General features: G+C 71.6%; 17 protein-coding genes. 9 read left to right on the top strand and 8 right to left on the bottom strand.

The annotated features are described in order from the left end of the window. Positions 1-39 precede the first annotated feature (39 nt). From AB0I73_RS22325 to AB0I73_RS22315, 3 genes are all read right to left on the bottom strand, one after another. A complete protein-coding gene (locus AB0I73_RS22325; RefSeq protein WP_363039925.1) occupies positions 40-285 on the bottom strand; it encodes a WhiB family transcriptional regulator in 246 nt (81 codons plus the stop codon). Positions 286-427: 142 nt separating this feature from the next. Next, positions 428-1,468, bottom strand: coding sequence for a LacI family DNA-binding transcriptional regulator (locus AB0I73_RS22320; protein WP_363039923.1), 1,041 nt, complete (start codon positions 1,466-1,468; stop codon positions 428-430). Positions 1,469-1,551: 83 nt separating this feature from the next. After that, entirely contained in the window at positions 1,552-2,535 is a 984-nt protein-coding gene (locus tag AB0I73_RS22315) for a multicopper oxidase domain-containing protein (RefSeq protein ID WP_363039921.1), read from the bottom strand. A 259-nt stretch (positions 2,536-2,794) separates the two neighbouring features. On the opposite strand from AB0I73_RS22315, the gene AB0I73_RS22310 reads away from it, so the two are divergent. Together AB0I73_RS22310 and AB0I73_RS22305 are read left to right on the top strand one after the other, a co-directional pair. Next, the gene (locus AB0I73_RS22310) at positions 2,795-5,305 is read left to right on the top strand and encodes a ThuA domain-containing protein (RefSeq protein ID WP_363039919.1); all 2,511 of its coding nucleotides are present in this window, start codon (positions 2,795-2,797) and stop codon (positions 5,303-5,305) included. 14 nt (positions 5,306-5,319) lie between these two features. Continuing rightward, entirely contained in the window at positions 5,320-7,503 is a 2,184-nt protein-coding gene (locus AB0I73_RS22305) for a family 16 glycoside hydrolase (protein WP_363039976.1), read from the top strand. A gap of 131 nt (positions 7,504-7,634) precedes the next feature. On the opposite strand, the gene AB0I73_RS22300 is transcribed toward AB0I73_RS22305, so the two are convergent. Beyond that, a complete protein-coding gene (locus AB0I73_RS22300) occupies positions 7,635-8,825 on the bottom strand; it encodes a zinc-dependent alcohol dehydrogenase (RefSeq protein ID WP_363039917.1) in 1,191 nt (396 codons plus the stop codon). Positions 8,826-9,060: 235 nt separating this feature from the next. Here AB0I73_RS22300 and AB0I73_RS22295 point away from each other — a divergent pair, with 235 nt between their 5' ends. Next, on the top strand, positions 9,061-10,089 hold the full coding sequence (locus tag AB0I73_RS22295) for a DUF3048 domain-containing protein (protein WP_363039915.1): 1,029 nt from the start codon (positions 9,061-9,063) through the stop codon (positions 10,087-10,089). A 43-nt stretch (positions 10,090-10,132) separates the two neighbouring features. On the opposite strand, the gene AB0I73_RS22290 is transcribed toward AB0I73_RS22295, so the two are convergent. Beyond that, on the bottom strand, positions 10,133-10,591 hold the full coding sequence (locus tag AB0I73_RS22290) for a MarR family transcriptional regulator (protein ID WP_363039913.1): 459 nt from the start codon (positions 10,589-10,591) through the stop codon (positions 10,133-10,135). Positions 10,592-10,956: 365 nt separating this feature from the next. Between AB0I73_RS22290 and pcaH the strand changes: the two genes are divergently transcribed. From pcaH to pcaD, 4 genes are read left to right on the top strand one after another with little or no spacing between them, the layout of a single operon-like run. Further along, positions 10,957-11,736 carry a protocatechuate 3,4-dioxygenase subunit beta gene (pcaH, locus tag AB0I73_RS22285; RefSeq protein WP_363039911.1) on the top strand — a complete coding sequence of 260 codons (780 nt, stop codon included), beginning with the start codon at positions 10,957-10,959 and terminating at the stop codon, positions 11,734-11,736. 5 nt (positions 11,737-11,741) lie between these two features. Further along, on the top strand, positions 11,742-12,347 hold the full coding sequence (gene pcaG, locus AB0I73_RS22280; protein ID WP_363039909.1) for a protocatechuate 3,4-dioxygenase subunit alpha: 606 nt from the start codon (positions 11,742-11,744) through the stop codon (positions 12,345-12,347). Continuing rightward, positions 12,344-13,696, top strand: a complete 1,353-nt coding sequence (gene pcaB, locus AB0I73_RS22275; RefSeq protein ID WP_363039907.1) for a 3-carboxy-cis,cis-muconate cycloisomerase — start codon at positions 12,344-12,346, stop codon at positions 13,694-13,696. Before pcaG ends, pcaB begins: the two co-directional genes overlap by 4 nt. Continuing rightward, complete coding sequence (gene pcaD, locus AB0I73_RS22270) at positions 13,693-14,820, top strand: 3-oxoadipate enol-lactonase (protein ID WP_363039905.1); 1,128 nt, start codon at positions 13,693-13,695, stop codon at positions 14,818-14,820. The genes pcaB and pcaD overlap by 4 nt, the downstream gene beginning before the upstream one ends. A gap of 29 nt (positions 14,821-14,849) precedes the next feature. On the opposite strand, the gene AB0I73_RS22265 is transcribed toward pcaD, so the two are convergent. Beyond that, positions 14,850-17,585 carry an AAA family ATPase gene (locus AB0I73_RS22265; protein WP_363039903.1) on the bottom strand — a complete coding sequence of 912 codons (2,736 nt, stop codon included), beginning with the start codon at positions 17,583-17,585 and terminating at the stop codon, positions 14,850-14,852. Between the two features lie 394 nt (positions 17,586-17,979). Between AB0I73_RS22265 and AB0I73_RS22260 the strand changes: the two genes are divergently transcribed. Then, positions 17,980-18,978 carry a DUF2510 domain-containing protein gene (locus AB0I73_RS22260; RefSeq protein WP_363039901.1) on the top strand — a complete coding sequence of 333 codons (999 nt, stop codon included), beginning with the start codon at positions 17,980-17,982 and terminating at the stop codon, positions 18,976-18,978. Positions 18,979-19,450: 472 nt separating this feature from the next. Here AB0I73_RS22260 and AB0I73_RS22255 read toward each other — a convergent pair whose 3' ends face one another. Both AB0I73_RS22255 and fdxA read right to left on the bottom strand, forming a co-directional pair. Beyond that, positions 19,451-20,143 carry a helix-turn-helix domain-containing protein gene (locus AB0I73_RS22255; RefSeq protein ID WP_363039899.1) on the bottom strand — a complete coding sequence of 231 codons (693 nt, stop codon included), beginning with the start codon at positions 20,141-20,143 and terminating at the stop codon, positions 19,451-19,453. A 32-nt stretch (positions 20,144-20,175) separates the two neighbouring features. Beyond that, positions 20,176-20,502 carry a ferredoxin gene (gene fdxA, locus AB0I73_RS22250; RefSeq protein WP_363039897.1) on the bottom strand — a complete coding sequence of 109 codons (327 nt, stop codon included), beginning with the start codon at positions 20,500-20,502 and terminating at the stop codon, positions 20,176-20,178. Between the two features lie 427 nt (positions 20,503-20,929). On the opposite strand from fdxA, the gene AB0I73_RS22245 reads away from it, so the two are divergent. After that, on the top strand, positions 20,930-21,874 hold the full coding sequence (locus tag AB0I73_RS22245) for a DUF5996 family protein (RefSeq protein ID WP_363039895.1): 945 nt from the start codon (positions 20,930-20,932) through the stop codon (positions 21,872-21,874). The last annotated feature ends 85 nt before the right edge of the window (positions 21,875-21,959 follow it).

Here is a 21,959-nt window from a genome sequence, read left to right as displayed (position 1 = left end):
CGGGCCCCCCGGCCCCCCCCGGCCGGCCCGCCGTTCCCTCTAGTGAGGCGTACGCCGTAGCTCCAGCCGTTCCTTCTCCGACAGTCCGCCCCAGACGCCGAAGCGCATGTCGTTGGTCAGGGCGTAGTCGAGACAGGTGGCACGGATGGGGCACATACCGCAGATCCGTTTGGCCTCACGTACCGAGCTGCCGGGCTCGGGGAAGAAGAAGTCGCCTCCGGTCTGCGCACACAGGGCCTCTTGTTGCCAGGCGAGTTCGGGCGACGCGATGGTGTCGATGGGCATGGCCGAAAGCGTGCCGACCGTCGAAAAACGTTCGATCAACGCCGGATCAACGCGCCACGCCGACCACCGCCGACCACCGCCGACCACCGCACGAACGATGCCCGCGCGGACGCCGGAACGCACGGCGGCGCACGGAGACGTGTCACGCGGAGGCGCGGCGTACCAGCGTCGTCGGGAGGATCACACCGGCGGGGTCGCCTCCCACGGTGTCGTGCGTGCGGGCGGTGCGGTCGAGTCCGCTCAGGAGGATCCGGGCCATCAGCCGGCCCATCTCCAGGATGTCCTGGCGGACCGTGGTCAGCGGGGGGTCGGTCTGCTCGGCGAACGGCAGCATGTCGTCGAAGCCGACCACCGCCACGTCGTCCGGCACCCGCCGCCCGTGCTCGCGCAGCACCCGCAGCGCGCCCGCCGCCGTGAGGTCGTTGGCGGCGAAGACCGCGTCCAGATCGGGTCGGCGCTCCAGGAGTTCCCGCATCGCCCGCTCGCCACCGGCCACGGTGAAGTCGCCCTCCGCCACGAGCCGCGGATCGCCGTCGGCCACGGCGTCCCGGAAGCCGTCCAGCCGGTCCACCGCCGAGGTCTGGTCCAGGGCGCCGGTGATGTGCGCGACCCGGCCGCGGCCGAGGCCGAGCAGGTGCCGTACGGCGTCGCGGGCGCCGCCCCGGTTGTCGCTGTCGACGTACACGACGCCGTCCCCGCCGCCGGACCAGCCGGGCCGGCCGCCGAACACCGTCGGGACGCCCGCGCGCTGGATCAGTTCGGGCAGCGGGTCGTCGAGGTGGAGCGAGAACACCAGCGCGCCGTCGACATGGCCGCCGGCCAGGTAGCGGGCGACCCGGGCGTGGTCGGCCCGGCCCTCGGTGAGCAGCAGCACGAGCTGGTTGTCGTGTGCCGTCAGCTCCTTGCTGATGCCGCGCAGTTGGCGGGCGAAGAAGGGGTCGGCGAAGACCCGGCTCTCCGGTTCGGCGACGATGACGGCGATGGCGTCGTGGCGGTTGGTCACCAGGCTGCGGGCCGCCCGGTTGGGCACGTAGCCGAGTTCGTCCACCGCCTGCCGGACCCGCTCGGCCAGGGGCTCGGTGACGCCGTCGGCGCCGTTGACCACGCGGGAGACGGTGGCCCGCGAGACCCCGGCCCGCGCGGCCACGGCCTCCAGCGTGGGGCGCGGCACTGTCTCGGTCACGTCGGCGGCTCCTCACCTGCGGCTGCGGATCAGGATAGCCCCGGTCGCGGCAGAGGTGAGAGCGCTCTCGCGGGTGCCGCCCGTCAGTGCTCGTGCGCCTCGCCCTCCCCCGCGGCCCCGTGGCCGTGCTCGTGCGGGTCGTGGCCGGGGATCGTGCCGTCCGGCTTCTTCACCAGGAACATCCCGGTCATCCCCATGTCGGAGTGGCTCTGGACGTGGCAGTGGTACATCCAGGCGCCCGCCCCCACCCCCTCCCCCGCGATGATCTGGAAGCCGAAGGAGTCCGCCGGACCCACGATCTTGTTGTCGATGACCTGGCTCGGGTCGTCGGGGCCGGTGAGCATGCCGGTCCGGTTGTCGGCCCAGCGGTGACCGTGCATGTGGAAGGTGTGGTAGTACTCGCCGTGCGTGATCATGACGATCTCGACGCGGTCGCCGACGGTGGCCTCGAAGTCGGGGCCGGTGTGGGCGGGCCTGTTGTTGATCGTCATGTCGTTGAAGACGATCGTGTGCGTCCGGTCCGGCAGGACGTCTCCCTTGCGCCGCACGATCACCGGGCCGTACAGGCCGTTGCGGATGCCGCCGGTGCCGTGTTCCGTGCCGACGACGTGGTCGTGGTAGTGCCAGTAGCCGGCACTGCCGGACCGCCAGGTGCCGTCCGGGCGCCGTCCGGGTCTGTGGGTGCGCCAGGTGTAGGTGCGGGTGTCGCCGGGTGCGACGTCACTGCGGTTCATCTTGGTGCCGTCGCTGGAGATCTCGTAGTCCAGGCCGTGGACGTGCAGGCTCACCGGCACGTCCATGGTGTTCTCGAACTCGATGTGCAGCGTGTCGCCTTCGTTGAGCTCGATCAGGGGGCCGGGGACGGACGCCTTGCCCTTCTCCAGGCCGTAGCCCATCCCTCCGCCGTCCAGTCGCTCGGCGTACAGCTTGATGCGCCTCACCTCGCCGCCGGCGGGCGCGGTCTTCGCCGGCGTGGAGGCGCTGACCGCCTCGGACCCCAGGGACATCGATGTCGCGACGACCGCGCCGCCCAGCAGCACCCGCCGGTTGAAGTCGCGTCTTTGCATGCCGAACTCTCCCTACTGGTAAGGGACTTGGTGGTGCGGACCTGTGAGAGACGTGAGCACAATGGCTGTGATGTTGCTGTCATGAACCTGGGAAACCGTACCGGCCACCCTCGCGTTTATCCACACTCAGGACAAAGTTCGTTTCATTTCGACCATAGGTATTGGCGTGTGGCACAAAGAGGTCTAGCTTCCTTGACGCTGTCGCTGCGACCGAGGAGGGGTGGGTGGCCACATGCGGTTCACATCGCATCAAGAACCCATGCGCTTAAAGGGGTTGAGCACCAGAGGTGCCAGAAGCACGAGAAGGACCGGAGCGGGGCGACGGGCGTGGGCGGCGACCGTCACCGCCGGAGTCGTCGCCGCCGGACTGCTGTCGGGCCCCGCCGCCAGCGCGCGCCCGGACGACGACCCGGTCCTGACAACGATGTCGATCAAGTCGCCTCCGGGCGGCGCGGACGTGCGGGTGCTGCTCTTCCACGGTTCCGCCGCGGCCGGCGACGAGTCGCCGGTGGTGAACGCCGGGATCGAGGCGATCGAGAAGATCGGGCTGTCCGGCCCGGCGAACCAGCGCTTCGAGGTCACCGCGACGGACGACGCCTCGGTCTTCACCAACGACAAGAGGCTGGGCCGCTTCAACACCATCGTGTTCCTCACCGGTGGCGGGGACGTCCTCGACCCGGCCCAGGAGGCGGGCCTGGAGGCCTACATGGAGGCCGGCGGCGGATTCCTCGGCATTCATGACGCGGCCCGCGCGGAGCCGTACTCGGACTGGTTCACCGGCCTCATCGGCGCCCGCCCGGCCGCGTCCGGCCCGGCGGGCGCCCAGCGAGCGACCGTCGAGGTCGGCGACCGGCGGCATCCGGCGACCAAGAGCCTGCCACAGGAGTGGAAACGGCCCGACAAGTGGCTGAACTGGACGAAGAACCCGTCCGGCGAGGTGCACACCGTGGCCAGGGTCCGCGAGTCGACCTACCAGCCCGGAGCGAGCGCCAACGGCGCTGACCACCCGGTGAGTTGGTGCCGCGACTACGACGGCGGCCGGTCCTTCTACACCGGGATGGGCGGCACGGTGTCGTCGTACGACGAGACCGACTTCCGTGACCATCTGCGCGGCGCCCTGCTGTGGACCACGCGGCTCGTCCAGGCGGACTGCAAGGCGACGATCAACGGCAACTACGCGGCGGAGCGGCTCACCCGGCCCAACCAGCCGGGCCAGAACGACCAGATCGGCGAGCCGCACGGACTGGTCACCGCTCCCGACGGCCGAGTCTTCTACATCGGCCGCGGCGGCGCCGACTCCTCCCAGCCGGTGATCACCGACTGGAACAACCCCGACATCGGCAAGGGCAAGGGCGAGATCCACGTCTACGACCCGAAGACCGGGAAGGTGAGCCTGGCCGGCGCACTCACCGTCTTCGGGAACAAGGGCGGCGGCGACGAACTGGTCAAGGTCGAGGAGGGACTGCTGGGCATCGAACTGGACCCGGCGTTCGAGCGGAACGGGTGGGTGTATCTGCACTACACCCCTCACTCGGAGATCGACCGCGTCAAGCGCATGGCCGACCGCCGGGTCTCCCGCTTCACGTTCGACGAGTCCACCGGCAAGCTGGACCTGCGCAGCGAGAAGGTGCTGCTCGACTGGCCGGTGCAGATCCACAGTTGCTGCCATGCGGGCGGCGGGCTGGCCTGGGACTCCAAGGGCAACCTGTACATCGCCACCGGTGACAACAACTCCAGTGGCTTCAGCGACGGTTACTCGGGCAACAACCCCGAGCCGAACTTCAAGGGCGTCTCCTTCGCGGACGCGCGCCGCACGGCCGGCAACACCAACAACCTCAACGGCAAGATCCTGCGCATCCACCCGGAGCCGGACGGGACGTACACGCTCCCCGAGGGCAATCTGTTCACCGGCAAGGAGAGTGCCGAGGGCGGCGGCAAGACGCGCGGCGAGATCTATGTGATGGGTGTGCGCAACCCGGCGCGCATCTTCGTCGACCCGGTGACCGACGTGCTCCACGCCGGCTGGGTCGGCCCGGACGCGGGGCAGCCGTCGACGACCTGGGGCCCGGCCAAGTACGACACCTTCGCCGCGATCACCAAGGCGTCCAACCGCGGCTGGCCGTACTGCATGGGCGACAAGCAGCCCTACCGGGACCGCAATCTGCCCGATCCGTCCCAGCCGCTGGGCTGGTACGACTGCGACCGCCCGAAGAACGAGTCGCCGAACAACGACGGTCTGGTCAACCTGCCTCCGGTGACCGGCAACAACATCTGGTACTCGCCGCAGGGCGGCGGCCCGGTCTTCCCCCGGGACGGGAACGGCGTCCCCTCCTACAAACAGGAGGAGACCACCTACAAGCTGCCCTGGCTCAAGGGCGGCGGGCAGGCCGCGATGAACGGGCCCGTCTACCGCTTCGACGAGGCGAACGGCAGCGACACCAAGTGGCCGGCCTACTGGGACGGCAAGTGGTTCGTCGGCGACTTCTACGACGCCGACCAGCCGCGCAACGCGGTGCTCATGAACCCGAAGACCCAGGGCGACGGCGGGCTGCCGGTGCACTCGGAGTCCCTGAAGAAGATCGTGCCGATCGGAAACGACGGCATCAAGAACCTGATGGACTGGAAGTTCGGTCCGGACGGCGCGCTGTACGTCCTCGACTACGGCCGCGGCTTCTTCACCTCGGACGCCAAGTCCGCGCTGTGGCGGGTCACCTACACGGGCGGCGGCCCGACCCCGGCCGCCGGTCAGCTGGCGAGGGGAACCCAGTGATACGGCAACGCAGAATCTGGGCCGCCCTGCTGGCCGCCCTGCTCATGGCGCTCGGGCTGCAGAGCATCTCCGTGGCCGACGACACCGAGGCCCCCGGGGCCAAGGCGGCGGACCAGGTACTCACCTGGACCGCGGGCAACGACATCGACAAGTACCTCTCGGCACCGGCGACCGCGGTGGCCGGACCGGCGACGATCGTCTTCGAGAACAGCGTGGCCACCGGCAACACCACTGGTATGCCGCACACGTTGACGTTCGTCACCTCGGACCCCGAGTTCAACGACGACGTCCAGCTCAACATCCTGGCCAACCCCGACGACGCCCAGAAAGGCCGGTACACCGCCGAGGTCACGCTCACCCCGGGCCGCTACTTCTACCACTGCACGATCCCCGGCCACGGCCAGATGCAGGGCATCCTGGTGGTGTCCGAGGGCAGCGGTGAGGACACCACGGCGCCCGAGGCGACCGCGGAGGTGACCGGCGCGCAGAACGCCGAGGGCGCCTACGTCGGTTCGGCGAGTGTCGCCGTCACGGCGACCGACGGGGGCTCGGGCGTCGACCGGATCGAGTACGCGATCGGCGCCGACGGCGCCTGGCAGCCGTACACCGCGCCGGTCGTCGTCGACCAGGTCGGTACGCACACGGTGCGCTACCGCGCCCTGGACAGGGCGGGCAACGTCTCGGCGGAGCGGAGCGTCGGGTTCACCGTCGTCGCCCCGCCGACGGACGACACCACCGCACCGGAGACCTCGGCGACGGTGGACGGTGAGAAGAACGCCGACGGCGCGTACATCGACATGGCGACCGTCACCGTCACCGCCTCCGACACGGGCTCCGGTGTCAACACCATCGAGTACGCGATCGGTTCCGGCGCCTGGCGGGCGTACACCGGCCCGGTGATGGTCCATCAGGTCGGTACGCACACCGTGCGCTACCGCGCCACGGACAAGGCGGGCAACGCGGCGGCCGAGAAGAGCGTCGAGTTCACCGTCGTCCCCGCGCCCCCGCAGGACACCACCCCGCCGGTGACCGGCGTGACCGTCGCGGGCTCGAAGAACTCCGACGGGGCGTACGTCGGCAGCGCGAAGGTGACCGTCAGCGCCACCGACGGGCAAGGGTCCGGCGTCGCCGGCATCGAGTACTCGCTCGACGGCGGGCCCTACCTGGCGTACACGGCGCCCGTGGTCGTCGACCGGGTGGGCAGGCACACCCTGGCGTACCGGGCGAGCGACAAGGCGGGCAACACCTCCGCCCCGCTCACGGTGAGCTTCACGGTCGTGTCGGGCCAGGTCCCCCCGCCGCCCTGCCCGGAGTTCGACGAGCGGCTGACGGTGTTCGTCGGCGAGGTCGACTCGGGTGTGCCCAACCGGGTCACCGACAACCGGTGCCGGATCGGCGAGTTGATCGAGGACGAGAAGGAGTGGACGTCCCACGCGCTGTTCCTGAAGCACGTCGAGGGCGTGCTGGACAAGCTCGAGAAGGAAGGAGTCGTCGACCGGCGGGAGCACCGGGCGATCAACACGGCGGCCGGCCAGTCCGGGATCGGCAAGCCGGGCCAGACCGAGGGCTACCGCACGATCCTCGACGGCAGTGCGGAGTCGTTCGCCAAGTGGCAGCAGGTGGGCGGGGGTTCGTTTGGGCTGAACCCGGACGGGTCGATCACCTCCGGCACCACCAGGGCCGGACTCGGCATGCTGTGGTTCCCCGAGCGCAAGTACGGCGACTTCTCGCTGAAGCTGCAGTGGCGGGACGACGCACCGGGCACCGGCAACGCCAACTCCGGTGTGTTCGTGCGGTTCCCGCAGGTGCACGACCATCCGGAGGAGACGCGGCCGGAGTGGGTCGCCATCAAGTACGGGCACGAGGTGCAGGTGTTCGACTCCCCCACCGGCGACATGTACAAGACGGGCTCGGTCTACGGCTTCGACCGGGTGGGCCTGGCCGGTGCGGGCGTGACGCAGAAGGGCACCTGGAACGACTACGAGATCCGCGTGGTGGGCCAGCACTACTCGGTCCACCGCAACGGTGTGCTGATCAACGAGTTCGACAACACCGGTGGCCAGGACTTCACCCCGCCGCGCTCGGACGACCCGGGCACGGACGGGCGGCGGTTCGCCTCCGGCTACGTCGGGCTCCAGGTCCACGGCACCACCGACGTGGTCTCGTACCGGGACGTCCGGATCAAGGAACTGCCGTGAGACGGCACTGACCAAGGAGCCGAGCCGAGTTGAGCTGATCAACGGTCAGGAAGCCGCGGGTCCGGGCTTCCTGACCCGGTTCGGCCCGGCCCCGACCGGGTTCCCCCGGCGTCTTTCCGGCGTCTTCGGCCTCACGGCTGCATGAGCACCTTGACCGCGCCGTCCTGCTTGCGCTGGAACATCTCGTAGGCCCGGGGCGCGTCCGACAGCGGCACGCGGTGGGTGGCGAAGTCCTCGACGCCGAGGGGGTCGTCGTCCGTGAGGTGGGGGATGATCTCGTCGCTCCAGCGGCGTACGTTCGCCTGCCCCATGCGCATCTGGATCTGCTTGTCGAACAGGGTGAGCATGGGCATCGGGTCGGCCATGCCGCCGTAGACGCCGGTGATCGAGATGGTGCCGCCGCGGCGCACCATCTCGATCGCGGTGTGGAGGGCGGCGAGCCGGTCGACGCTGAAGCGTTCCGCCATGGGACCGCTCAGTTTGCGGGGCAGCAGCGCGGAGGCGTTCTGCACCATGCGGGCCGCCGCGCTGCCGTGCGCCTCGGTGCCGACGGCGTCGATCACGGCGTCGGGCCCACGCCCGTCGGTCTGGTCGCGCAGGGCCGTGACGAGTTCCTTCTCGTCGTCGAAGGAGCGCAGGTCGAAGGTCTCCACGCCCCGGTCACGCGCCCGGTGCAGGCGTTCCGGGACCAGATCCACACCGAAGACCCGGCCGGCTCCCTTGAGCCGGGCGATCCTGCAGGCCATGTCACCGATGGGACCGAGGCCGAGCACGGCGATGCTGCCGCCCTTCGGGACATCGGCGTAGGCGACCGCCTGCCAGGCGGTGGGCAGCACGTCGGAGAGGTAGACGAACCGGTCGTCGGGCGGCCCCTGGGGGACCTTGATGGGGCCGTACTGGGCCTGCGGGACCCGCAGGTACTCGGCCTGGCCGCCCGGCACCGCGCCGTAGAGGCGGGTGTAGCCGAACAGGGCCGCGCCCATGCCCTCGGCGCTGACCTGAGTGGTCTCGCACTGGGTGGGCAGGCCGGTGAGACACATCCAGCAGTTGCCGCAGGCGATCTGGAACGGCACCACGACCCGGTCGCCGACCTGGAGGTCCGGCACGGCGGCACCGACCTCCTCGACGATGCCCATCGGCTCGTGGCCGAGGATGTCGCCCGGGGTCATGAACGGGGTGAGCACCTCGTACAGATGCAGGTCGGAGCCGCACAGGCCGGTGGAGGTGATCCGGATGACGGCGTCCGTGGGTTCCTCGATCCGGGGATCGGGCACGTTCTCCACCCTGACGTCCCGCTTTCCCTGCCAGGTCACTGCCCTCATCGCCGCCCGCTCCCTTCGTGGTGGCCGGTGTGCCGTTGCCGCTGTGCTTCTTCGTGGCTTCTTCGTGCGGGGTCCCGGGTACCCGAGCGGTCCGTGTCGAACCGCGCGCCCCTGGGCCGATCGGCGGAAGCCACCGCGCGGGACCGCCATCGATCAGGCATAGCCACCGACGATCAGAAAAGCGCAAAATCAAGACAACTGATGGTTCAGGGCGGGCAGGGTGGCGACGGTGGGCATGGGACGAGGGACGCGCACACGACGCGCGGCACGTGCGCGACGCGCGGCACGTACACGGCGCACGGCAACGGCGAGAGCACTGCTGACGGTGTTCCTGGCGGCCGGTCTGGCGGCCGGCTGCACGGCCCCGGACGGACCGGTCGACGACGGGCGCGGAAAACCCGGGCCGTCGCCGCTCGAGCCGCGGCCGGACGGGACCGGCAGCCCTCCGGTGCTCGCCGTGAAGCTCGACAACGCTCCCGCGGCCCGGCCGCAGACGGGCCTGGACGCGGCGGACGTGGTGTACGTCGAGCAGGTCGAGGGCGGGCTGAGCCGGCTGATGGCGGTCTACGCCGCCCGGCTGCCCGAGTCCGTGGGGCCGGTGCGCAGCGCCCGGGAGGCCGATCTGGAGCTGCTGCGCCAGTTCGACCGGCCGATCCTGGCGTTCTCCGGGGCGCAGAGCAGACTGCTGCCGCTGATCGACGAGGCTCCGCTGGAGGCCCTGACCCCGGGGACGCCCGGCTCGAAGGCGGGTGTCTACGACCGGGCCACCGACCGGGCCTCCCCGCACAACCTCTACCTGCACCCCCGGCGGCTCCTGGACGACCCGCCCGGCCGATCCGCGCTGACCACCGGCTTCCACCACGGTCCGCCGCCCCGGGGCGGCACACCCGAGGCCACGCACACGGTGCGCTATCCGGCGGCCCGCTTCGCCTTCACCTGGTCCGACTCCCGCGACCGCTGGCTGGTCTCGATGGACGGTGATCCCGCAGTCACCCCGCGGGGCGAGCGGCTGGCGCCCGCGACCGTCGTCGTGCAGTACGTGACCGTTCGCCCCTCCGACTACCGCGACCGCCTCGGCAACAACACGCCGTACACCGAGACGGTGGGCTCCGGGGAGGCCACCGTGCTGCGCGACGGGCGCGCCCACGAGGTCCGCTGGAGCCGGCCGGACGCCACGGACGGCACCTCGTTCACGACGAACGACGGCGCTCCGGTGAACTTCGCGCGGGGGCAGGTGTGGGTGGTCTACGCGAAGGCCCCCTGATCAGTGCGGGGCCGTCACCCGGCGTCGCGACCGCGCCGCCGCCTCACCGGTCCGACGGGACGACGGGACGGCGCAGCCCCTCGGCCGCGTCCGCCACCCGGCGGATCAGCTCGAAGAAGGCGGCCTGCTCGTCGTCGCCCAGCGGGGCCAGGAAGACCTGGTTCATCCGGGCGGTGCGCACCACCAGCTTGCGGTGGGCGCGCAGGCCGTCGTCCGTGAGCCGGAGCAGGAAGCGGCGGCCGTCCTGCGGATCACGGACCTTGTCGAGCAGGTCCCGCCGGAGGAGCCGGCCGATCACCTCGGCGATGGTGGACCGGTCGAGCCCCACCCGCTCCCCCACCGTGCGCTGGTCCAGGCCGGGCTCGGCGACGAGCGCGTTGAGGACCGCGAACTGCGGCGAGGTGATCTCCTCGGAGACCATCGTGTTCCACAGCAGGTGGTGCGCCTGCTGGAGCCGCCGGGCCAGGTGCCCGGGATGGCTGGTGAGGTCCACCGCTGCCATGTACGCCCCCACTGCCTCTGTCGTTTCGTTGGTGCACTGAACAATACCTGCGCGAGGGCTGGCCTGTCTGCGCTTTCTGAAGACATCGCCTCCTGAAGACATCGTCGCTGGACAGAAGAGGGTATTGACGCCTCGGCCCAGCGATGGCAGCGTGAAGGACTGCTGCGAAAATACTCAGCGCCCTGATTATCTCGGTACCGACGACACGCGGCCGCGGACCGGTGCGCGTCCGGTCGGCCGGACTGGAAGGGATGGGGTTTCCTGATGGACAAGGTGTTGGCCTCTGCGGCGGAGGCAGTGGCGGAGGTGGTCGAGGGGATCACCGCCCCGACCGGAGCCGGACCGACCGTTGTGGAGGGACTGTCGTGACGAACGCACTCACCCAGCACGACATCGACCAGGAGATCGCGGCCGAGCACGCCGCGTACGAGAAGCGGGTGGCGGGCGGCGCCCCGGTCGAGCACCATCCGCGCCGCGACTACGCCCCGTACCGCTCCTCGGTGCTGCGCCACCCCGAGCAGCCGGCGATCGCCGTCGACGTGTCCAAGGACCCGGAGCTGGTGGAGCTGTCCTCCCCCGCCTGGGGTGAACGGGACATCACCGTGGTCGACAACGACCTCACGCGCCACCACGACGGCGAGCCCATCGGTGAGCGCATCACCGTCTCCGGGCGGCTGCTGGACCGCGACGGGCGTCCCGTGCGCGGCCAGCTGGTGGAGATCTGGCAGGCCAACTCGGCCGGGCGGTACGCCCATCAGCGGGAACAGCACGACGCCCCGCTGGATCCCAACTTCACCGGCGCCGGCCGCACCCTGACCGACGCCGACGGCTTCTACCGCTTCACGACCATCCAGCCGGGTCCGTACCCGTGGCGCAACCACGTCAACGCGTGGCGCCCGGCGCACATCCACTTCTCCGTCTTCGGGTCGGCGTTCACCCAGCGGCTGGTGACGCAGATGTACTTCCCCAACGACCCGCTCTTCCCCTACGACCCGATCCTGCAGTCGGTGACCGACGACGCGGCCCGCCGGCGGCTGGTGGCGACCTACGACCACAGCCTGTCGGTGCCGGAGTTCTCCCTCGGCTACCACTGGGACATCGTGCTCGACGGACCGCGGGCCACCTGGATGGAAGAAGGGCGCTGACCATCATGACGAAGATCGACACGAACAGCCCGGAGAACGTGCTGCCCACCCCCTCGCACACCGTCGGCCCGTTCTACGGCTACGCGCTGCCCTTCCGCGGCGGCGAGGACATCGCACCGCTCGGCCACCCGGAGACCGTCACCGTGCACGGGTACGTGTACGACGGCGAGGGCAAGCCGCTGCCGGACGCACTGCTGGAGGTGTGGGGCGCCGATCCGGAGGGCAATCTGCCGACGGCCGACGGCTCGATGCGGCGGGACCCGGCGAGCGGCGACTTCCTGGGCCGCAACGGGGTGGAGTTCACCGGCTTCGGCCGGATCCAGACCGATGCCGACGGCCACTGGTACGTGCGCACGCTGCGGCCGGGGGCGCGGGGACAGCACGCGCCGTACCTCAGTGTGTGCGTGTTCGCGCGGGGCCTGCTGAAGCATCTGTTCACCCGGATCCACCTGCCCGGCGACGAGGCCGTGCTCGCGGCGGACCCGCTGCTGTCCCGGCTCGACGCGGACCGCCGCTCCACGCTGATCGCGGTGGACGAGGGCCACGGGACGTACCGTTTCGACATCCGCCTTCAGGGCGAGGGCGAGACGGTCTTCCTGGAGTTCCAGTGACATCACCCGATACCGGTACCGGCCTACTCGCCCCCGGGTGGGCCGGTTCCCCGGCCGCCGCCGAGACCGGTGACGACGCCGTCCTGCGGGCGTTGCTGGACGCCGAGGCCGCGCTGACCCGGGCGCAGGCGGCCGCGGGGCTCGTCCCCGCCGAAGCCGCGGCGGCGGTCACGGAGGTGGCCGCCGACCCCGGGCGCTTCGACCCCGCGTCCCTCGCCGAGCGTGCGCGGGGCGGCGGGAACCCGGTGATCCCGCTGGTCGCGGACCTGACCCGGGCGGTCGGCGAGGAGCACGGTCCCTCCGTGCACCGGGGTGCGACCAGCCAGGACATCATGGACACGGCGATGATGCTGGTCGCCCACCGTGCCCTGGGCCCGCTCCTCGACGACCTCGACCGCGGCCAGCGGGCGTTGGCCGTCCTCGCCGCCGAGCACCGCGACACGGTGCTGCCGGGGCGGACGCTGACCCAGCACGCGGTGCCGACGACGTTCGGGCTGAAGGCCGCCGGGTGGCGGTCGCTGGTGCTCGACGCCCGCGACCGTGCGACGGCCGTACGCGCCTCGCTGCCGGCCCAACTCGGCGGTGCCGCCGGGACCCTGGCGGCCTTCACGGCGTACGGGGCGACGGACGCGACCGCGCTTCCCGCGCTCTACGCCCGGGAGCTCGGACTGTGCCCGCCCGCTCTCCCCTGGCACACGCTGCGCACTCCGATCGCCGATCTCGCCGGCGCCCTCGCCTTCACCGCCGGGGCGCTGGGCAAGCTCGCGACGGACGTGCTCACCTCCTCCCGCACCGAGATCGCGGAGCTCTCCGAGGGCAGCGGTGGCGGCTCCTCGGCCATGCCGCACAAGTCCAACCCGGTGCGTTCGACGCTGATCGCGGCGGCGGCCCGGCGCGCACCGCAGCTCGCGGCCACGCTGTACGGCTCGCTGGTGGCCGAGGACGAGCGGCCGGCCGGTGCCTGGCACGCCGAGTGGGAACCGCTGCGGGACCTGCTCCGCCTGACCGGTGGAGCGGCCCGGGACGCCGCCGAACTCTCCGAGGGGCTGCGGGTGCACGCGGACGTGATGCGTGGACACCTCGGCCTCACCCACGGGTTGATCGTCTCCGAGCGGCTGTCCGCGGAGCTGGCGCCCGTACTCGGTCGCGGCCGGGCGAAGGAACTGCTCACCCGCCTGGCGCGGCGCGCCTACACCGAGGGCCGCGATCTCGGTGAACTCCTCGCCGAACAGATCGAGTCGGCCGAACTGCCGGAACTGAAGGACATCGACCTCGCCGCCGCGACCGACCCCGCCCGTTACACCGGCTCTGCCGGACCTCTCACCGACCGTGCACTGGAGCGCTCGTGACCGACACCGTCCTCAACCACCTTGCCGAGGGGCCCAGTTCCGCTCCCCCGCTGCTGCTCGGCCCTTCGTTGGGCACGTCGTACGCCCTGTGGGACAAGGTGGCGCCCGAGCTGTCGATCACGCACCGGGTGGTCCGCTGGGATCTGCCGGGGCACGGCGGTTCGGCGGCCGGACTGATCGGTCCCGGCGCGACCGTCGGTGAGCTGGCGGATCTGGTGATCGGGCTCGCCGACACGCTCGGCATCGAGCGGTTCGCCTATGCGGGCGTGTCGCTGGGCGGAGCGGTGGGGCTGGAACTGGCCGTGCGTCACCCGGAGCGGGTGGCGTCGCTGGCCGTGATCTGTTCCTCGGCGCACTTCAACGGCGCGAAGGCATGGGAGGAGCGGGCGGCGCTGGTACGGAGCGAGGGGCTTTCGGGACTCGCGGAGAATGCGGACGCCCGCTGGTTCACCCCCGGCTTCACGGTGCCGGAGCTGGTCCGCGACCACCGGGACGCCGATCCCGGGGCGTATGCCGCCTGCTGCGACGCGCTGGCCGCGTTCGATCTGCGGGAGCACCTCGCACAGATCCGGGTGCCGACCCTGCTGGTGGCCGGCCGGGAGGACCCGGCGACGCCCCCGGCGCATCTGCGCGAGATCGCCGACGCGGTGCCGGGTGCGGGGCTCGTGGAGATCCCGGGCGCCTCTCATCTGGCGCCGGCGGAGCGCCCCGAGGCGGTGCTGACGGCGCTGCGGGCCCACTTCGGCGGGGACGCGCTCAGCGGGATGCGGGTACGGCGCGAGGTTCTCGGGGACGCGCACGTGGACCGGGCCCAGGCCCGGCAGACGCCGTTCACCGCGCAGTTCCAGGACTTCATCTCGCGCTACGCCTGGGGCGAGATCTGGACCGATCCGACGCTCACCCGCCGCGAACGCAGCATGATCACGCTCACCGCGCTGGTCGCGCACGGCCACTACGACGAGCTGGCCATGCACGTCCGCGCGGCACTGCGCAACGGGCTCACCCCCGAGGAGATCGGGGCGGTGCTGATGCAGACGGCGGTGTACTGCGGCGTACCGGCGGCCAACTCGGCCTTCGCGACGGCCCAGCGGGTACTGGCGGAGGAGGCCGACGGCACGTCGTGACGGGCCGGGGCCCGTGAAGGGGCGGGGCGTTACAGCCGGTTGGCCGGGCCCCGCCCGGTGGCCGGAGCCGGCGTGGCGGTCGGCGCCCGTCCGGTGACCGAGGCCAGTTCGGCCCGAGCCCGCGCGGCCAGCCCGTCCGCGCCGCAGGACCGGGCGAGCGCCAGACCGCGCTCCAGGTCGGTCTTCGAGCGGGCGAGGATGCCGTACTCGACGCGGGCGGTGGCATGTTCGTACTGGCAGGGTGAGGACTCCAGGTAGGCGACGGCCCGGGCGGCGAGCCGCACCGCTCGCTGGCCGGTCTCCAGAGCGGCGGCACAGCGCAGGGCCTCTCCCACGGCGGTGTCCGTGCCGAAGCGTTCGGCCCGCCTGCGGTACTCCACGGCGAGCCGGGCGGCACGGGTCGGGTCCGCCCCGGCGAGGGCGCGGGCGAGGTCGGCGGCCCAGAAGACGTGGACGGGGTTGTGGTGGCCGCGGGAGGCCGCCGCCTTCTCGGCGGCCTCCAGTTCGTTGACACCGTCCTCGGTGCGGCCGACCGCGAGCAGCAGTCTGCCGCGCACCGAGCGGGGGTCGGGAAGCACGATGGTGGACGGGTAGGGCGGTGCGAACCCGTGCCGTTCGGCGACCGCCCGGGCTTCGTCCACGTGCCCGCGGGCGAGCAGGGTGTCGACCAGGTTGCAGGTCGCCGTCCAGTACAGGGGCAGACCGCGGCCGACGCGTTCGGCCAGGCGCAGGGACTCGCGCAACGATTTCTCCGCCGCCGCCAGGCGGCCCCGCCTGCGGTGCCCGAGACCGACGTAGGCGTGGGCGAGGGCCAGGTGGCCGCCGCTCCAGCCCGCCGTCTCGTAGGCGCGCAAGGCCTCGTTGTAGAGGCTTTCGGCGCGGTCGAGGCGGTCGGTGTAGGCGTAGACCCCGGCCAGCATCAGCAGCAGTTCGACACCCCATTCGGAGTCGGTCCAGCCGAGGCCGGGCGCGAGGCGGCCGTTGACCAGGGCGCGGTCGCAGATCTCGGCGACCTCCTCGGCGTTCTCGCCGCGCATCATGGCGTCGAAGCCGCGCAGGATGAGCAGCGCGCGCTCGGAGTTGTCACGGCCGGTGCAGGTGGCGGCGAGGGCGGCCAGGCGTTCGCTGCGGCCGGGTGCGGTGGCCTCGCCGGCGTGGATGCCCTCCCACATGAACTGCACGGCCTGCAGCCGCATCCGGGCGGGTCCCGGCTCCAGTCGGGCGGCCTCCGCCTCGACGGTGCGGAGGGCCTCCTCCATCTGGTTGTTGTGCAGCAGCGCCTGCGAGAGCCGGACCACGGCGTCCACCCGTGCCTCGCCTTCGAGGCCTGGCATGCCGAGCGCGGTCCGCAGGTGGCCGATGGTCCGGGCGGGTGCGGTGAGGAAGGTGGCGCGGCCCAGTTCGTAGAGCACGTGCGCGTGGACCTCGGGGCGGGGCGGTTCCTCCAGTGCGCGTTCCAGGCAGCGGCGGGCCGCGTCCGGGGCGCCGGTGGCGAGGTGTTCGCGGGCGGCCTCACGCAGTTGCCACACGAGTTCCTCGTCGTCGTCCGGATGTACCTCGAGGAGGTGCCGGGAGGCGGACGCGGCGCCGCGTCCGGAATCGGTGACGATCCGGGCGGCGATGCCGTGCATGGCCCGGCGCAGGGCGTCGGGGATGGAGTTGTAGACGGCGGTGGCGATGAGCGGGTGGACGAACTCGAGGTCGGCCGCTCCGGTGCGGCCGGTGCCGGGGTCGGGGACGGTGAGGATGCGGTCGCCGCGCAGGAGTTCGGCGCAGCGGACGGCGTCGTCACGGTTCAGGGTGGCGAGCCGGGCCACCAGGTCGACGGTGATGTCGGTGCCGAGGATGGCAGCGGCCCAGGCGAACCGGGTGGAGTCTATGCCCAGGTGTTCCAGGCGGGCCACGACTCCGCCGCCGCGGGCGGAGCGGTTCAGTGCGCGCAGTTCGCCCGCGTGGGTCTCGACGGGTTCGAGTTCGCTGTCCTGGACCTTGGCGAGGAGCTCGACGGTCTCGTACGGGTTGCCGCCGGTGACGGCCCACACCTCGCGGCAGAACGCGGCGTCCGCGTTCTCGCCCAGGGTGGCGCGGGTGAGCCCGGCCGTGGCGAGCGGGGTCAGGGCGCTGAGGACGGTGACGGGGTGCTCGGCCGCCTCGGCGACGGCGTCCAGGTGGCGGGCGCTCACCCCGGAGACCTCGCCCGGCCTGCGGGCGACCACGACGAGGACGGGCACCTCCGCCAGGCGTTCGGCGAGGACGGCGAGCCAGTGCAGGGTCTCCTGGTCGGCCCAGTGGGCGTCGTCGACGGTCAGCACCAGCGGCCAGTCCCGGCGGGCCAGCCGGCGCACCGCGGCGACCAGCCCCTCGCAGACCTCCTGCGGGTCGATGTGCCGGTCGCCGGGCTCCGCGACGCCGAGGGCGGGGCCGGCGATGTCGTACCAGTCGCCGAGGTACTCACGGGTCTCCTCCGGCAGCATCGACAGCAGTGCGGGCTGGAGGAGTTGGCGTACGACGTTGAAGGGGACGGAGCGCAGGGTCTCGCCGCCGCGGGCCGACCAGACGGTGCAGCCGCGCTGTTCGGCGATGCGCCGGGTCTCGGCGAGCAGCGTGGTCTTGCCGAGCCCCGCCTCGCCCCGGAGCACCAACAGGCCGCCGGGTGAGGACCGGTCCGCGCACAGGGTGTCGACCACCGCGGTGATGGCGGCGACCTCCTCGTCCCGCTCCCAGAGGGAGGGCGAGGCCGCGACCGTGGGCCGTACCTCCGTCATCCCGCTGCCTCCCCAAGTCGCCCGAACGACGTACAGGCGTCGAGCGTAGTCCTCCGACAGCCCTGATGGAGCAGTACCGCGCCCGCTCTTGCCGTGACGGGTGACACGCGGTACAGAGGTCGACGCGTCCTGCCGCTCACCTGGGGGTCCGGAGGGCCCGAAGGTCAACACTTGTCAATGGAGGGGATGGTGACGGGGCGTCGGATCAATTCCGCAGGGGCGCTCCGGGGAAGGGAAGGCCTGCGGTGAAGCGGCGGCACGCCGGTCCTGCGTGAGGTGCACCAAGGGTGGTCGGCCGGGGCGGGGGCGGCCGACCACCGGAGGTGACGGACCTCTCTTCCCCGGTCTTCTCCGGTCTCATCCGGCTTTCATCGACGCCTCATACGGTGGGGGCATGACGCAGGCGACTCCTCCCGGGTGGTATCCCGACCCCGGGCAGACGAATGACGGACCGGCCACCGAGCGCTGGTGGGACGGCACTGCCTGGACGGACCAGGTCCGTCCGACGGGTTCGGCACCCGTCTGGGGCCCTCCGGCACCGGGCACGGCGGCCCATCCGGCGTACCCGGCCAATCCGGCGTACCCGGTGCACCCGGGATACCCCGGGGTCGTGCAGTCCGGCCCGGGTTCCGGCCGGGGGCGCGGGCTGCGGATCGGCATCGCCGTGGCGGCGGCCGTCGCGGTGCTGGCGGGCATCGGGGGCGGCGTGTACGCGCTGACCGACGACAGCGGGAGTGGTGACTCCGCGGCCTCACGGGGGCCGGGCGGACGGGACGGCGGCCCCGGTGGCTCGGAAGGCGGTCCGAAGGGTGGTCCCGACGGGGAGGGGCCCGGCCCGGACGCCTCTCAGCCGCCACGGGTCGAGAGCGGGTCGGTGACCGACGGGCTGAGCGGAATCAGCCTGCCCATCCCGGACGGCTGGTACGGCCAGGAGGGCCGGGTGGGCGCCCAGATCATGTCGGAGGACACCTACGAATGCCCCGGCAACACCTCCAGCACCTGCACCAAGGGCGGGGCCTACTCGGCACCGGCGCCGGCCCTCGGTGTCCGCGGCTCCACCGCCGAGGAGGTCGCCAAGGCGGACATCGCCGCCAACGCCGAGGAGTCGTACGGCGGCGATTCCTACGGGAGGATCACCTCGCACGAGGTCCTCGAGTCGAAGGCGGTGGACGTCGCCGGGCAGAAGGGCTACCTGGTGCGCTGGAAGGCGGTCACCAGCAAGGGCTCCGACGGGTACGTCCAGTCGCTGGCCCTTCCCTCCCCCGCGCAGCCGAAGCAGATCGTCGTGATCCGCTTCGGTCTGGACACCGACCAGAAGCAGTCGGTCCTCGACGACATCATCGAGGGCATCGAGGAAACGGAGGGCCGCGGCGGCAACGGCCAGGACATTTGACCCGCTGACGCGACGGCCGGGTGGCGCTCAAGCGGTGAGGAGCAGGATGCCGAGAACCAGGAGCGCCACTGCCTTGACGGCCTCGAACGCCCCGTGGTGCCAGTGGGCGTGGGAGCGGGGCAGTCGCTCTCCGGCAAGCACCCGGTCGGACCGGCGGTCGAGCCGGGCCGGATCACACCGAGTCGAGCTGTCGGCACCACGGCCGCCACGACGGCGGGCACGGCCACCGAGGTGCTGGGCTCACCGGCCGCCACGGCGACAAGGGTGGTCGCGACGAGGGCGAGCTCGACGAGACCGAGCGCCCGGAAGACGACACCGCCGACACCGGGGCCGATCTGGATGGTCACCCCGGTGCCCGGAGCTTCGACGGCGTCTCCAGGAAGGGGATCGCCGGCACCATGCCGAGCCGGACGAGAACGGCGGCGCCCGCGGCGGCGGCCGATACGGAGTTCACTGCCGGACTGCCCTTCCTCTACGCGGCGCGCGCATGGACGAAATGGGCGTGACAGACGTCGGGTTCGGCGAACGGCTCCAGTCGGTCGGCGGCGACGGGTGCGTCCAGTTCGGCCAACGCGCCCTTCATCAGGCCCAGATGGAGCGGGCAGACGATCTGCCGGTACTCCTCGGCGAGTTCGAGAAACGGACAGTGCCGCAGACGAATGACGTCGGGCACGTCATCGGGCACGTCGTTCACCGGGTCCACCGAGTTCACAGGGTTCACAGGGTTCACAGGGTTCACAGGATCGAAGCCGAGGTCGGCGAGGAGTCCGACCAGCCGGTCGACGACTTCACGGCCGGTCACGGTGTGGAAGGGCGGTGCCGGGTCGACCAGATGCCGCCCCCAGGCCCGGCCGGCCGCCATGGCCTCCGCCTCGGCGTCGGCGCCGGTCGACGCGAGCCGGCTGAGCAGCATCCGGGCCAGCAGTCGGTACTCACGCCGCCCTCCACGGTCCATTCCGCGACGCGGCGCATACACCGCACGGGGGCGCCCCCGCCCGGACGAAACCTCCGGAGTCCGCTCCACCACCCCGCGCGTCACCAGCGAATCCAGGTGGAAGCGCGCCGTGTTGGCGTGAACCCCCACCTGCTCCGCCACCTCGTTGACCCCGAGCGGCGCGCCGGCGGCGCGCAGCACTTCGAGCACGCTACGGCGGCGCGGGGTCATCGGATCGTTTCCCCCGGCGCGTTCCCCGGAGGTCACGTCGCGCCGTCCTGCGGCGGCAGCGCGGCGATCAGCGGGTGGTCCCGCTCGATCAGCCCCAGCTTGGAGGCGCCGCCGGGCGAGCCGAGGTCGTCGAAGAACTCGACGTTCGCCTTGTAGTAGTCCTTCCACTCCTCGGGAGTGTCGTCCTCGTAGAAGATGGCCTCGACCGGGCAGACCGGTTCACAGGCGCCGCAGTCGACGCATTCGTCCGGGTGGATGTACAAGGACCGCCGGCCCTCGTAGATGCAGTCGACCGGGCACTCCTCGATGCACGCCTTGTCCTTCACGTCGACACAAGGCTGCGCGATGACGTAGGTCACGACGTCCTCCTCCCCGAATTTTCACGAATCTCACTTGTAAGAATAGTTCCTCACGGCATCGGCCCACCACCGGTGACGGCCGGGAATTACAGGGACCAGGGCCCTGCCCGGACGAAGCAGCCGGTTCGCCCCGGGACCGGACGGTCAGCGCGTGTCGCGCGTCATCTCGTCCACGACGAATCCGAGACCGGTGCCGAGCATCCAGGCGTCCTCGGCCGACGCGGCGCCACGCGCCCGAGCTCGACGGGCAGACGCACGGGGACTCCCGGTGGGGGTGTGAAGCGCGATCGCGCAGGCCCGTCCGGCGCACCGCGAGCGGGCACACCGGGCGCCCTCGCCTTTCGACCTTCCCTTGAGAGGGATACCGTTCAAGGGCAAAAGGGTCCATATCCTGACATTTGCATATACGCGGCACCCTGGAGGAGCTGTGGAACTCTTTCCCCCGCTGCCCTACGCCGAATGGCGGGCGACCAAGGAGACGCTGCACCGGTTCGCGCAGGTGGTCGGAAAGGTGCGGCTCGCGGCGTCGCCGCGCCGCAACCACTGGTGGAACGTTCCCTACCATCTCACCGGACGTGGCATCACCACTCGCCCGATGGGACTGGACGACCAGGGCCGCTTCTTCTGCGTCGACTTCGACTTCGTCGACCACAGGCTCCTCGTCACGACCGGCTCGGGTCGCGAGGTCTCGTTCCCGCTGCCCGGCCTCTCGGTGGCCGACTTCTACCGGCGGTTGCAGTCCGCGCTCACCGAACTCGACGTCTCCGTGCGCATCGGGCTGCCGCACCCCTTCGACCTGCCGGATTCCGACCGCCCCTTCGACGAGGACACGGAACACCGCGCCTACGACCAGGAGTCGGTGAACCGCTACTGGGTCATCCTGTCCCAGGTCAACCTGGTCCTGGAGGAGTACGCCGCCGAGTGGTGCGGGAAGACGAGTCCGGTGCACCACTTCTGGCACACCTTCGACATCGCGGTGACCAGGTTCTCCGACACCGTCGTCCCCCACTCCGAATCCGTCGATCCGGTCACCAGGGAGGCGTACTCCCGCGAGGTGATCAGTGCGGGTTTCTGGTTCGGCGACCCGGCCTTCCCCCGGGCGGCGTTCTACTCCTACACCGCGCCCGAACCGACCGGCCTGGCACGCCGTCCTCTGCAGCCCGCGGCCGCTTCGTGGGTCGAACGCGGCACCGGCAGCAGTCTGGCGGTCCTCGAGTACGAGAAGGCCAGGACCGCGTCCTCGCCGCGCGCCGACGTACTCGCCTTCCTGCGGAGTGCCTACCGGGCCGGCGCGGAGACGGCGGGCTGGGACATCGAACGGAACGCCTGCCCGGGAGGCGTGACCGACCCCGTCGCCGCACAGCGGGCCTGAGCCGGGTCGGCCCCGCGCTTCGCCGGACCGCGGACCCGTGTGTACGAGCAGATCCGGGCGGCGAAGCGCGGGGCGGCCGAGGCCG

This window comes from Streptomyces sp. NPDC050388 (assembly GCF_040655635.1).
Lineage (GTDB): Bacteria > Actinomycetota > Actinomycetes > Streptomycetales > Streptomycetaceae > Streptomyces.
This window is presented reverse-complemented; position numbering and strand designations above follow the sequence as displayed.